The organism is Drancourtella sp. An12 (genome assembly GCF_002160935.1).
Taxonomy (GTDB): domain Bacteria; phylum Bacillota; class Clostridia; order Lachnospirales; family Lachnospiraceae; genus Sellimonas; species Sellimonas catena.
In genome coordinates, this window is sequence record NZ_NFLO01000003.1 from 22581 (window position 1) to 35822 (window position 13242).

Sequence of the window (13242 nt, forward strand, 5' to 3'; positions counted from 1 at the left end):
TCAATCTCCTCCTCGAACTTATTTCACTCCGAATATCGCCATAAATGTTCCTGCCACGACTGCCGTTCCGATAACGCCGGCTACGTTTGGCCCCATTGCATGCATCAGAAGGAAGTTTGTCGGATCTGCCTCAGCACCGACTTTCTGTGATACTCTGGCTGCCATCGGCACTGCAGATACTCCTGCGGACCCGATCAGCGGATTGACCTTGCCTCCGGTTACATAGCACATGACTTTACCAAGAAGAACACCCGCCGCGGTACCGAACGCGAATGCGATCAGTCCCAGGATGACGATCTTGATCGTATCCAGATTCAAAAACGCTTCCGCGCTTGTCGTTGCTCCTACGGAAGTACCAAGCAGGATGACAACGATATACATCAACGCGTTGGACGCGGTTTCTGTCAGCTGGCGTACCACTCCGGATTCACGGAAGAGGTTTCCAAGCATCAGCATTCCGACAAGCGGTGCTGTCGTCGGAAGAATCAGACAGACAACAACAGTAACGATGATCGGGAAGAGGATCGCTTCCAGCTTGGATACCGGCCGGAGCTGTTCCATCTTGACCTTACGTTCTTTTTCTGTTGTCAGAAGCTTCATGATCGGCGGCTGGATAATCGGTACCAGTGCCATGTAGGAATATGCCGCTACCGCAATCGGTCCAAGAAGTGCGGTCTGCTGAAGCTTTCCGCAGAGGAAAATCGATGTCGGTCCGTCCGCTCCGCCGATGATGGCGATTGCTGCCGCTGCTTTGTCAGAAAATCCCATTGCCATCGCTCCGAGGTATGCTGCAAAAATACCAAACTGTGCAGCTGCTCCCAAAAGGAAGCTTTTCGGGTTCGCAATCAGCGGGCGGAAGTCTGTCATTGCTCCGACGCCCATGAAAATCAGCGACGGCAGAATAGACCACTCGTCCAGTTTATAGAAATAATACAAAAGTCCACCGGTTCCATTATCCGAATCTTCAAAAGACAGCATAATGTCCGGATAGATATTTACAAGGAGCATCCCAAAAGCAATCGGGACGAGAAGAAGCGGTTCAAACCCTCTGTTGATCGCAAGATACAGAAACAAGCATGCAACTGCAATCATGATCAGGTTGCCAACCGTCAGGTTCAGAAATGCCGTCTGCTCTACAAGACGCCCTAACGTCTCAACTATATAGCTCATGTTCTAACCTCCAATTGTCAGTTGTCATTAATTTAATGTTGCAAGCAAGGTTCCCGCTTCACATGCATCTCCTACTGCAAGTTCGATACTTGCCACTGTTCCGTCTTCCGGAGCAACAACAGGGATCTCCATCTTCATCGCCTCAATGATGACAACCGGCTCTCCCCTTTTGACTTTCTGACCTACAGAAGCTTCGATTTTGAATACTTTTCCGGCCGCCCCTGCTTCCACACGGATGCTGCCTGCACCCTGCGTTTTTTTCGGAGCCGGTGCCTTTGGTGCTTTCGGTGCTGCCTTTGGTGCCGCTGCCGGCGCAGATGCCGCTCCTGCTTCATTCTTCTCTTCTACTGTAACGTCATATACGTTTCCATTTACTGTAATTGTATAACTTTTCATGATTGCTTCCTCCTATTTCCACTGACTGTTCTTTCTTCTTTTTTTAATGGAACGTACTACAAATCCGTCTGTAGAAGTCCCCTCACTTGCCGCGATTGCCGCACTGATGACTGCAACCAGCTCCAGATCATCCGTCAGATCCTCTTCCTGGACAGTCTCTTCTTCAACAGCAGCAGGTGCTGCTTCTGTCTGTTTCGGCTCTGTCTTTTTCTGCTGTGTTTTACCGATCAGGCCGAACAGGGAAATGATAAAGGAAATGAAAATCAGTACGACAAACACGGTTCCCATTCCAAGGACTGTATTCAGGCCGGCCTTCTGAAGAATTTCTCCGGTTGAATATTTGGCTGCCGCCGTAAAACTCTCCATCTCCGATTTTTCGTTAAACTCAATCGTAATCTCAGCATCTCTGTCTTCGTACTCGGCATCTGTTGTCAGCATGATGCTGTCCGAACTCTGCTCCACAGTGAAATCTCCGTGGCTGATATAATCACCACACTCTTCAACTCCAGCTTCCCACGCATCAATCATCGTGGTAAAATTGGATGCCTGCACATTAAATCCTGACTGAAGCAGTGTCAGATTCAACTGCAGTTCACTTACATCCTTAAATGCATCCAGTTCTTCCGTAGACATCTGGCTGAAACTTGAGATCAGCGCATCCGCCTGCTCGATCATTGTATCTTCATCATAATTTGCATCAGAACTGCTGCTGCATCCGGAAAGAGTAAATACGAGGGCAAGGATGACTGCAAATAAACTAATTCTTTTCTTCAACTCGTCTCACCTCTCTATACCGTTCCGTGCTTTTTGGACGGACGGTCCTCTCTTTTTGTGAACAGCATCTCCAGAGCTCCGATCACATACTTTCTTGTATCTTCCGGACGGATCACTGTATCCACATATCCTCTTGCCGCCGCAGATGCCGCGCTTTCCTGCATACTGCGGTACTGATCTTCTTTTTCCTTTCTCTCATCCGCAGACACGTCAGGATACATGATCTTTGCCGCAAGACCTGCTTCCATTGCTCCGATTTCGGCATCCGGCCATGCATAAACCATGTCAGCTCCAAGTGCCTTGCTGTTCATTACAAGGTAACCGCTTCCAATCGCTTTACCTGTCATAACATTCACCTTCGGCACCGTTGCATTCGCAAATGCGTAGACCAGTTTTGCCGCTTCTCTTGCAAGTGTTTTCTCACTGCATTTTGATGCCTTGAATCCATTGACATCTGTCAGTGTCAGAACCGGAATCTCAAATGCATCGCAGAATGTCACAAAATCGGCTGCTTTCCGGCATCCTTTTGCAGAAAGAGAGCCGTCAAACTCCTGCTGTACTTTGCCTTCTTCATCGTATACTTTGGAACGGTTCGCAACAGCTCCGACCGTCAGTCCGTTCATCCGGACAAAACCGGTCACCATTTCTTTTGCGTACCCTGCCTTTACTTCTATAAATTTCTGATCATCAGCGATCATCGATAACACGAGGGCAGCGTCATCGGCTCCATTTTCAATTCCCGCGCATAACCGGTTCAGGTCGTCGGTGCATTCTTCATAAGAATCGTTGTCCTCATTGTTTGCAGGAAGCATACAGATCAACTCCCGGATACCGGACAGGATTTCACTTTCTGTTCCAAGGAAATCTACATTACCGGCCTCCTCTGTCTGAAACGCCGCACCGGACGTGTCGCATTTTTCAATGTGATTGCCCGGGATCGCATTCGGGGAATTAACAAAAAGCTTTCCTTTTTCTTCCATGAATGTGAAATCGGAAAGTCCGGAAAGGATTGCAGCTCCACCGCCGCAGGTACCAAATACAGCAGTAATCTGCGGGATCACTCCTGAAGCGAGTGCCTGTTTCGCATAAATACTGCCAAACGCCTGCAATGCGTCTGTTCCTTCCTGAAGCCTGAGTCCTGCACAGTCAATCAGGCCGATCACCGGTGCCCCCATTTTCATCGCCATGTCATAAAGGCCTGTAATCTTCTTTGCGTGCATCTCTCCGACTGCTCCGCCGAGTACCGATGCATCCTGGCTGTACACATAGACCAGACTGCCGTCAATGACTCCATATCCGGTGATCACGCCATCTCCCGGAACCTTGCTTTCCTGCATGTTGAAATCCGTGTTCCTGGCTGTGACAGCGCCACCGATCTCAACAAAGCTGCCGGCATCCAGTAATTCTGAAATCCTGAAAACTGCCGGCGTTTTTGCTGCTTCATTACTCATAAACCTAGCCCTCCATTTGTGATATATTCCTAAAAGTTAAACCAAATTTTAGCCAATTATATTATACTTTTTCTAATATCCTTTTTCAAGAGTTTATGTGAAATTTTTGACATATTTTTTCACTCGTATATTGCGTTATCATATTAACGTATTAATGTTTTTTCAGCATATTTCAAGCTTTTTCTACACTTGGCCCAATATAATTTTTAGTTTCTTTCTTTATCTGTCTTTTTTTTATGAAAATTTAATAATTTTGGACTGTGTTACAAAAAATTCATTGTGTCGACACGGAAACTGTGCTAAAATAGCCATTACAGGGATGTCATAATGTTATAAAGGAATACCAAGGGAAATGACATCTTTTGTCTTTTTTATGGCATAAGCAGTAATACAGATTCAGGAAAACCCGGAAGCGTCATGTTTTCTTCCAAGTCAGAAAAGATGCGGTTTTCCGGTGCCGGCCGGGGCAGTTTCCCGCTTCTGTCTTACTTTCCCGAAAGGGAGCATCTTTCAGTGTGCGGCTAGTGCAGTACCGTTCTCTGTCAGATAGCGGATATTGTTCCAGATGCCTGAAATGACCGGATTTTATTTTTGCGGAATATCCAGTCTTTGACATATTTTTGTCTGTCTCCGCAGATAAAATCAGGAAAGCTCACCATCCGGAACAAGAAAAGGGAGAATTCCTCTTCCGTTTTTGCCAGATTGTCTTCTTTTCATGAAGGCAGAGACTACAAGGCAGACCATTCCCTGACTTCTGCTTCCGACAGTTGTTCATTCTGTCTTAGATGTTGTTCTTTTGCGAACTATATTCCTTTACATAGTCTTTTCCAGCCGGTATATTATGGAAATGGATTTCATAATCTGTAAAAGACACCTGGCCGAAAGGCCGCTTTTGTCTGACTGAGTCCGGCATGATCTGCTGCATCAGAAAGTGTCTGTTTCAATTAGACAGCTCATCACACTTTGGTATGTTGAGTAAGTTTTCTTTCTTAATTAATATAGGGAAGAAAATGACTTGGATGATTTACGTATGAGAAATCAAAAATTAAATTGGAGGGTTTTGACTATGGGAAACACAGCTACTAAATCCAAGAAAGGTTATCCTTTTGGTTTCTACGCTTGTGCTCTGGGATTCACATTTGAAAGATGTGCATTCTACACAGTTAAATGGCTTCTTGCTATTTGGCTGGCTACGGAAACAACAAGTTCAATGGGTGGTATGGGACTTTCTTCTGTAGAAGCAGGTCAGGTTTCCGCTTATTTCGTAGCATTTACTTACATTACTCCTATGATCGGCGGTTACCTCGCTGACTACTGGGTAAGCCCGAGACTTTGCGTAGTTCTTGGTATGATTCTTATGGGTGTCGGCTACCTTATCGGATGGCAGGCAAGCAACATGACACTTGTATGGGTAATGATTATCTTTGTATCTGTTGGTACAGGTTTATTCAAAGGTAACTTATCCGGTGTCAACAGTTTGATGTTTGATGATCAGGATGAACTGAACTCAGCATTCTCTGTACAGTACTCTTTCGTTAATATCGGTTCTTTCATCGGAACGACATTCGTAGTACTGCTTGCAGATTCTCAGGGATATCAGTTCCTGCTGCTTATCGCTGGTGCTCTTCTGCTCATCGATGCAGTTTGGTTCCTTGCTAATGGCAAATCTCTTGGTGACAAGGGTAAACAGCCATTCAAGAAAGACCAGAGATCTTTCGTTGACAAAGAGAAGAAATCCGCAGAAGAAAACAAACCGCTTACATCCGGCGACAAAAAACGTATTGTTGCTATCGTAATCGTTACACTTTTCTCTGCTATTTTCTGGATTGCATGGTATATGTCCTACAACGTAGTATACTACTACTTCGGATTCGGCGACAGCTCCGAATTCCTGAACTGGGCTGACTGGAGCCTGTTCGGATGGCAGATTCCGCAGACATCCTACTTTGACTCTCTGAACGCTCTGACATGTATCGTTCTGGGACCTGTATTCGCTGTTGTATGGGCTAAAATGGCAGCAAGACCGCAGGGCGATATGTCCATGTTCAAGAAGACAGCTATCGGTATCTTCTTAGTAGGTCTTTCCTACGTAGCTATGGTTGTAGCTAACGTAATTCGTGGCGACGGACAGTGCTCATGGTTCTGGGTAATCTTGATCGCATTATTAATGTCCGTTGGTGAAATGATTTTCTCACCACTTGGAAACTCCTTTATTTCCATGTTCGCACCGGCAAAACTGATGGGATTCCTGTTAGGATTCTGGCCAATCGCTGTATTTATCGCTACACTGATTTACCCGAACCTGTACGGTGCTCTCGATGCTGGTTCAAGAGCTGGTAACTTCAACCTGTACTACAGCATCATTGCTGCAGTTGTTATCATCTGTGGTGTTCTGCTGTACGCATTCAGCGGCAAGCTGGATAAACTGGCTGATGAAAAATAATTGAAAACCAAAGGATTTCCACATATTGATTGTGTGTGATTCCTTAGAAAACAATCTGTTTTCCACAGACCGGCATGACTTTTGTCATGCCGGTTTTGTTATATCATTTTCTATGTTTTTTGTACATTTTTTACAATTTCTTCCATATAAGATTTGAACTTAAGCACCAATAGTGATAAAATATTTATAGCTAAAATTATTTCAGATAAAAAGGAGGTTTTTCTCATGACTGTTGTAGCAGACAGAATCGCCAGACTTCGTGCACTGATGGCAGAAAAAGGAATTGACGCATATGTTGTTCCGACTGCTGATTTTCACCAAAGCGAATATGTAGGCGAGCACTTCAAAGCAAGAAAATTTATTACAGGATTCAGTGGTTCCTACGGTACTGCTGTCATCGGAAAGGACGATGCCGGACTCTGGACAGACGGAAGATATTTCTTCCAGGCTGAAAACGAAATGAAAGGAAGCGGTATCCGCCTGATGAAGATGTTTGTAGGCGATACACCTTCTGTTACAGAATGGCTTGCTTCCTATGTTCCGGAGGGAGGCACTGTCGCATTTGACGGACGTGTACTTTCCATGGGAGAAGGTCAGGAGTATGAAGAAGCACTTGCTTCCAAAGGAATTCGTATCGATTATATGGAAGATCTGATCGACTCGATCTGGGAAGATCGCCCGCCTCTTTCAGACAAACCGGCATTTTTCCTTGAAGAAAAATATTCCGGAGAAAGTACCTCTTCCAAACTGGAGCGCGTGAGAAAAGCAATGTCCGAACAGGGTGCTACCGCACATGTGATTGCATCGCTCGATGATATCTGCTGGCTGTTAAATGTCCGTGGGGATGATATCGATTTCTTCCCGCTTCTGCTCTCCTACGCCATTGTAAAAATGGACAGTGTAGAACTCTATGTGGACGACAGTAAATTAAACGAACAGATCCATGCAGAATTTGCAAAGAACAATGTAAATATTCATCCATACAATAACATTTACGAAGATATCAAAACACTTTCTGCAGATGAAGTCGCTATGATCGATCCGATGAAAATGAATTATGCGCTTTACAAAAACATTCCTTGCAAAATTGTAGAATGCGCAAACCCGACTATCCTCATGAAAGCCATGAAAAACCCGGTTGAACTTGAAAATATCAAAGAAGCTCATATCAAGGACGGTGTGGCAATCACAAAATTCATGCACTGGATCAAAACACGCTACGATAAAGAGGTTATCACAGAATTAAGTTCCGCTGCAAAACTTACATCCCTGCGCGCTGAACAGGAAGGCTACATCCGTGACAGTTTCGAACCTCTTTGCGCATTCGGCGACCACGCAGCCATGATGCATTATTCACCATCTGAAGAAAGTGATGTACAACTCAAGGAAGGCGGATTCTTCCTCAATGATACAGGCGGCGGTTACTATGAAGGATCCACAGACATCACCCGTACTTTTGTACTCGGTTCTGTCAGCGATGAAATGAAAAAATACTATACCGCTGTTGTACGTGCCATGATGAATCTTGCGAGAGCAAAATTCCTCTACGGATGTTACGGATACAATCTTGACGTCCTTGCAAGAGGACCAATCTGGGAACTGGATCTTGATTTTCAGTGCGGCACCGGCCATGGCGTAGGATACCTTGCAAATATTCACGAACCACCGACAGGCTTCCGCTGGTATGTCGTACCGAGCAAGAACGAACACCACCAGCTCGAAGAAGGCATGGTTATCACTGACGAACCGGGAATCTACGAAGACGGCAAATTCGGAATCCGTACCGAAAACGAATTCATCGTCAGAAAAGGAACCAAAAACAAATACGGACAGTTCATGTACTTTGAAACCATTACTTTCGCACCAATCGACCTCGATGGAATCGATCCGGAATACCTGTCCAAAACAGAAAGAGAATGGCTCAATAACTACCACAAACAAGTATATGAAAAAATTTCTCCACACTTAACAGACGAAGAAAAAGAATGGCTCAAAACATATACAAGAGAGATCTAATTTGAAATCGAGGGACGTGTTCCGACGCATCGGAGCACGTCCCCAATGTGTTAAAAAACCACCTCTCGATGCTATTGTCTGAATTTATCGAGTCTTCTAAGCAATTCTTTTCTCGACATAACTCTGGGATCCAGCATCGTTTCTGCAAAATCTTTTCGATTCTCAGGTAATTTTTGCAAATCCCAGAACTGTAAATCTGGATGTTCTTCCAAATAGATTTCTATCCATTTCCGAAATATCCTTTCTTTCTGTTCTTTGGTATCTTCCGGCAAATCTTCTATATAAACTTCTTCAAGTTGAGGAATCACTCTTTCTGCTGAATAAGTCATCTGTCCACTTTTAATAAACTGACGTGCGTTTTCGCGAATAAGCCCCTTTTTTTCATAAATGTATTCTTGGGCGCTGCTGTATTGATATCGGTTCATTTTTCCTGTAATCTTTGCTTTGACTGGATTTAAGTGGATATAATAGAAACACTGCCAGAGATATTCTTCACTTTCAATTGGGAAACTTTTAAATCTGTTTTGAAATACATGTCCATTTCTTTCCATCTTTCGGTTGTAATACAATGCATAAGCCGTCTGCACAGCTTTCATGTACTCAGAAATCTCTTTCAGTGGTCCGTGCAGGAGAAGGTGTAAATGATTCGACATAATACAGTACGCATAGATTTCCACCGTCTCTACTTCCTTCTCTTTTAAATACTTTGTCAACTTTTCTTTATGTCGATTTGTTTCAAAAATGCGTTCTCGATTGATTCCCCGGATGATTACATGATAAAAATCCGAAGAAGATTTTCTTCTACCATTTCTTGGCAATTCATCACTCCGTTCTGTAAATTTCAAATTAAAAATTGAAAATAAATAAGATACAATTTAGAAAAAAGAAACTAAAAGATATGATTTCAGATTTTTTTCATCGGGGACAGGTTCCGATACGCCGGAACACGTCCCCAAAAATATTATACTCTTTTTTATAGAAGTGTACCACTGTTTCTTATTCTTTTTATGTATATTTCGACGACTGCTTATGTGTATTTACAGTGCATAGGTTTTCCAGATCTGTCGGTAGGTCCAGAGCAGGTCTTTTCTGGAAATTTGGTCTCCGCTGATGATATTTTTTTGTTCAAGAACTTCTCCGTTTAGTAGAAGGGTTACTTCTCCAAGTTTTTGTTTTTTTTCTACCGGGGCCTGGATCGTATCTTGCTCCTGGATCTGGATTTCGATCGTTTCTGTCTTTTTCATCAGAATCCGTTTTTGCCTGTCTGTTGTAGATATATTCAGGAATGCATTCACAGTTCCATCATTGTATAAATTTCCCTCCTGTGGTGTTGAATCCTTCACTTCTTTTTCTTTTCCTGCCTCCAGAAGTCGTATTTCGCCATTTTGCAGTGCTTCCTCCCAATATTGGCGGTATTCGTACTGGTCGAGCCCGTACTGCACCAGTTTCTTCATATCATCCCATTTATAATATTTGTTATTCGGCCATCCGCAGGCAAGAAGTGTTACGATCAGTGTTTTGTCTCCCTGTCTTACCGCTCCCGCATAACAGTATCCTGCTTCTCCGGTAAATCCGGTTTTCCCGGTCAGTGCGCCTTCCATCATATCCAGAAATGCATTATGATTGCTGCATGTGAATTGTTTCTTCCCTGTGGTATCCTGAAATGTTTTTGTCTTTGTCTGTGTGATCCGCAAAAACGCTTCCTTTTGTGGCGATTCCATAATGCAATACCTCATAATTCTCGCCAAATCTTTCGCCGTTGTATGATGAATTCCGTCTTCGTCTTTTCCATCCAGCCCGTTTGGTGTCACAAAATTCGTGTGGTTGCACCCCAGTTTTTTTGCTTTCTGATCCATCAGACTGGTAAACTCATCCACAGTTCCTGAAATATGCTCCGCCACTGCCCACGCACTGTCATTGTGAGACTCCAGCATAATTGAGTACAGGAGATCTTCCATATAAAATTGATCGCCTTCCTTCATCCCAAGATGCACTTCCGGCTGTCTTGCTGCTTCTTTCGAAACTGTTACAATATCGTTAAGATTTCCTGTTTCCAACGCAAGAATACAGGTCATAATCTTCGTTGTACTTGCCATTGGCCGCTCTTCCCCACCGTCTTTTTCAAACAGTATCCGTCCACTTTCACCATCCATGAGAACAGCTGACTGTGCATATAATTGCAAATTATCCACCTGAGCTTCTTCTTCCGCCTGTACCTGCAACACCGGAAAACCAACACTAATATAAAGTACACCTATCATAAAAATTACTCCGGCCTTCCACTTCAACCGTCTACAACTCCTCATTTTCAACAGACCACTCCCAGATCAAACTTTCTAAGACAACTCTATGAAAATTCAGACACCTTTATTCCAAAAATGTTCTTTTACCGTAATATTCATGTAAGGTTTGCTACTCATTTTGTTCATAATTTTTTCAACGGGGACGTGTTCCGGTGCATCGGAACACGTCCCCGTTGAAACGTTGAAAAATAAAAATTTTAACATTCTTCTGCGATTTTTTTGACGAGTTTTTCGGTATCGTCCCATCCGATGCATGGATCGGTAATGGACTGTCCGTAGGTGCGGTTGTCGGTGATTTCCTGGCGGCCTTCGATGAGATAGCTTTCGATCATGACTCCTTTGATGAGTTTTTTGAGATCGGTGTTATAATTTCTGCTATGCAGGACTTCGCTGACAATACGGATCTGTTCTTTGTATTGTTTGTTTGAGTTAGAGTGGTTTGCGTCTACGATGACTGCCGGGTTTTTGAGTCTGGATGTTTTGTACATTGCGCTGAGCCGGTAAAGGTCTTCATAGTGGTAGTTTGGTATGCAGGTTCCGTATTTGTCTACGCCGCCGCGGAGAATGGCGTGTGCGAGTGGATTGCCGCTGGTGGTGACATCGAGTGTCCGGTAGATAAACTGGTGGGCGCCTTGTGCTGCTTTGATAGAGTTGAGCATAACAGAAAGATCGCCGCTGGTCGGATTTTTCATTCCTACCGGGATATCCATGCCGCTTGCCGTCAATCGGTGCTGCTGATTTTCAACAGATCTTGCTCCTACAGCCTCATAGGAGAGAATGTCATCGAGGTAGCTTCTGTTTTCCGGATAAAGCATTTCGTCGGCTCCGGTGAGTCCGCTGACTTCGATGGAATGCAGATGAAGTTTCCGGATAGCGATCAAGCCTTCCAGAAGGTTTGGCTCTTTGTCCGGTTCCGGCTGATGCAGCATGCCTTTGTATCCTTCTCCTGTTGTTCTTGGTTTGTTCGTATAGATCCTCGGGATCAGAATCAGTTTGTCTTTGACTTCTTCGTTGAGTCGGGCGAGCCGTTCTACATATTCGCAGACTGCATCTTCGTTATCTGCGGAGCATGGTCCGATGATAACAAGAAATTTATCGGAATACCCGGTGAATACATTCTGAATCTCTCCATCCCGTTCTTCTTTGATTTTTTTCATGTCCGCAGACATAGGATATTTTTGTTTCAGCTCTTCCGGCTCCGGAAGTCTGGCCTGTATCTTCATTGCCATAATCTTGTCCTCTTTCTTTTTTTCTATCTTTTGCTGTCTTCTTTAAATTTGCCTGATCTCTGTTTGCTCTGTACAGTTTCAATCAAATTGCCCGTTTGCAATTATCATACATGCAGCTTGATCTCCGCTTCATCCTCTGCCTCTTCTTTAAACTGTTCCATCTGATCCGGATCGATGCCCGGCAGATCCTCCAGTTTCTGTACGCTGAATCTTCTTAAAAATTCTTCTGTCGTTCCGAAAAGAAGCGGCCTTCCCGGCGCGTCCAGTCTTCCAACTTCACAGACGAGGTTATATTCTACCAGTTTGTTGACTGCGTGATCGGACTTGACGCCGCGGATCTTTTCAATTTCAATTTTGGTAACCGGCTGTTTATACGCAATGATGGAAAGTGTCTCCAGAAGAACATCGCTGAGCACCTGCTTTTTCGGCTGTTTTGCAATGCGGATCAAATACTCATAAGCCTCGGGTTTTGTGCACATCTGGCAGGAATCTTCCAGTTCAATAATGCTGATTCCTCTGTCCTCTTCTTCGTATCGTTTCTGCATGGATGTAACCGCCTCTTTAATCCGTTCTTCCGGCTCTTCTACCGCTTTTGCAATGCGTGAGAGTTCCACTGCTCCTCCCATGGTAAAGAGGATGGCCTCAATGATTCCTTCCAGTTTCCGTATCTCCATTGTCCTCTTCCTCCTCATCTGTGGACAGAATCAAAATGTCCCCGAATGTTTCTTCCTGACTTGCAGTGATCTTCCCGGCTTTCATCATCTCCAGTACTGCAAGAAAGGTTACGATAACCTGTACTTTCGATGACTGTTTCATCAACAGATCCCGGAACTTAAATGAACGGTGTGTCCTTGTATATTCTGAAATGTATTCCATCTTCTCCGGGAGTGTTACTTCTTCTTTTTCAATCTTGCCAAACCGGCTTCTGACCGGGTCAATCTTATCATTCTGACGGCGCATGACTTCCTGAAAAATCTCGTTTAACCGGGTCAGGGTCAGATCCCCGATCAGCTCGTCCAGATCTACCGGTGGTGTGTACTCGACCACCTCTTTCGGGAGATCCGCTTCCCGGTACATCCGCCTTTCGCCTAATACTTCCCGGTCCCGCAGTTCATACGACATATACTTGTACATCTTATACTGCAAAAGCTGTTCTACCAGCTCCTGTCTTGGATCTTCTTCCTCTCCTTCTTCGTTGACTTCTTTTGGAAGAAGCATTCTGCATTTGATATCCAGAAGAGTCGCCGCCATCACGAGAAACTCGCTCATGACATTCAGATCCTCCCGTTCCATCTGCCGGATATATTCCATGTACTGGTTGGTAATCTCTACAATCGGGATATCATAAATATCTATTTTATTTTTATCAATCAGGTGCAGGAGCAGGTCCAGCGGCCCCTCAAACACCGGAAGCTTTACCGGTATGCCCATTTGGTTCCTTCTTTCTCTACGCTTCGTCT

The 13242-nt window shown here is 44.3% G+C and carries 11 protein-coding genes; 2 read left to right on the forward strand and 9 right to left on the reverse strand.

The genetic code is table 11. From position 1 onward, the window contains the following. Window positions 1-18 precede the first annotated feature (18 nt). The 4 genes from B5E64_RS04190 to B5E64_RS04205 are packed head-to-tail and all read right to left on the reverse strand — an operon-like array spanning window position 19 to window position 3791. Window positions 19-1170: a sodium ion-translocating decarboxylase subunit beta gene (locus B5E64_RS04190; protein ID WP_087167286.1), complete on the reverse strand. Its 1152-nt coding sequence runs from the start codon at window positions 1168-1170 to the stop codon at window positions 19-21. A 27-nt stretch (window positions 1171-1197) separates the two neighbouring features. Beyond that, window positions 1198-1566: a biotin/lipoyl-containing protein gene (locus B5E64_RS04195; protein ID WP_087167287.1), complete on the reverse strand. Its 369-nt coding sequence runs from the start codon at window positions 1564-1566 to the stop codon at window positions 1198-1200. A 12-nt stretch (window positions 1567-1578) separates the two neighbouring features. Next, window positions 1579-2340: an OadG family transporter subunit gene (locus B5E64_RS04200; RefSeq protein WP_087167288.1), complete on the reverse strand. Its 762-nt coding sequence runs from the start codon at window positions 2338-2340 to the stop codon at window positions 1579-1581. Between the two features lie 14 nt (window positions 2341-2354). Next, entirely contained in the window at window positions 2355-3791 is a 1437-nt protein-coding gene (locus B5E64_RS04205) for a carboxyl transferase domain-containing protein (RefSeq protein ID WP_087167289.1), read from the reverse strand. Window positions 3792-4857: 1066 nt separating this feature from the next. On the opposite strand from B5E64_RS04205, the gene B5E64_RS04210 reads away from it, so the two are divergent. Together B5E64_RS04210 and B5E64_RS04215 are read left to right on the forward strand one after the other, a co-directional pair. Continuing rightward, complete coding sequence (locus B5E64_RS04210) at window positions 4858-6234, forward strand: peptide MFS transporter (RefSeq protein ID WP_087167290.1); 1377 nt, start codon at window positions 4858-4860, stop codon at window positions 6232-6234. Window positions 6235-6459: 225 nt separating this feature from the next. Beyond that, window positions 6460-8250 (forward strand): aminopeptidase P family protein, encoded by a 1791-nt coding sequence (locus B5E64_RS04215; protein WP_087167291.1) that lies wholly within the window; start codon window positions 6460-6462, stop codon window positions 8248-8250. A gap of 71 nt (window positions 8251-8321) precedes the next feature. Here B5E64_RS04215 and B5E64_RS04220 read toward each other — a convergent pair whose 3' ends face one another. The 5 genes from B5E64_RS04220 to B5E64_RS04240 all read right to left on the reverse strand — a co-directional run bounded on the left by B5E64_RS04220 (window position 8322) and on the right by B5E64_RS04240 (window position 13213). Then, window positions 8322-9068 carry a transposase gene (locus B5E64_RS04220; RefSeq protein WP_162610130.1) on the reverse strand — a complete coding sequence of 249 codons (747 nt, stop codon included), beginning with the start codon at window positions 9066-9068 and terminating at the stop codon, window positions 8322-8324. 219 nt (window positions 9069-9287) lie between these two features. Beyond that, entirely contained in the window at window positions 9288-10511 is a 1224-nt protein-coding gene (locus B5E64_RS04225; RefSeq protein ID WP_242960084.1) for a D-alanyl-D-alanine carboxypeptidase family protein, read from the reverse strand. Between the two features lie 239 nt (window positions 10512-10750). Then, the gene (locus B5E64_RS04230) at window positions 10751-11782 is read right to left on the reverse strand and encodes a 3-deoxy-7-phosphoheptulonate synthase (RefSeq protein ID WP_087167294.1); all 1032 of its coding nucleotides are present in this window, start codon (window positions 11780-11782) and stop codon (window positions 10751-10753) included. Window positions 11783-11886: 104 nt separating this feature from the next. Next, window positions 11887-12456, reverse strand: coding sequence for an SMC-Scp complex subunit ScpB (gene scpB / locus B5E64_RS04235; protein WP_087167295.1), 570 nt, complete (start codon window positions 12454-12456; stop codon window positions 11887-11889). Beyond that, window positions 12425-13213 carry a segregation/condensation protein A gene (locus tag B5E64_RS04240; RefSeq protein WP_087167296.1) on the reverse strand — a complete coding sequence of 263 codons (789 nt, stop codon included), beginning with the start codon at window positions 13211-13213 and terminating at the stop codon, window positions 12425-12427. The genes scpB and B5E64_RS04240 overlap by 32 nt, the downstream gene beginning before the upstream one ends. Window positions 13214-13242 lie beyond the last annotated feature (29 nt).

Coding starts and splice junctions, on each gene's coding strand:
- B5E64_RS04225 (WP_242960084.1), bottom strand. CDS start 10,511: ATGATAGGTGTACTTTATATTAGTGTTGGTTTTCCGGTGTTGCAGGTA.
- B5E64_RS04195 (WP_087167287.1), bottom strand. CDS start 1,566: ATGAAAAGTTATACAATTACAGTAAATGGAAACGTATATGACGTTACA.
- B5E64_RS04190 (WP_087167286.1), bottom strand. CDS start 1,170: ATGAGCTATATAGTTGAGACGTTAGGGCGTCTTGTAGAGCAGACGGCA.
- scpB (WP_087167295.1), bottom strand. CDS start 12,456: ATGGAGATACGGAAACTGGAAGGAATCATTGAGGCCATCCTCTTTACC.
- B5E64_RS04240 (WP_087167296.1), bottom strand. CDS start 13,213: ATGGGCATACCGGTAAAGCTTCCGGTGTTTGAGGGGCCGCTGGACCTG.
- B5E64_RS04230 (WP_087167294.1), bottom strand. CDS start 11,782: ATGGCAATGAAGATACAGGCCAGACTTCCGGAGCCGGAAGAGCTGAAA.
- B5E64_RS04215 (WP_087167291.1), top strand. CDS start 6,460: ATGACTGTTGTAGCAGACAGAATCGCCAGACTTCGTGCACTGATGGCA.
- B5E64_RS04210 (WP_087167290.1), top strand. CDS start 4,858: ATGGGAAACACAGCTACTAAATCCAAGAAAGGTTATCCTTTTGGTTTC.
- B5E64_RS04205 (WP_087167289.1), bottom strand. CDS start 3,791: ATGAGTAATGAAGCAGCAAAAACGCCGGCAGTTTTCAGGATTTCAGAA.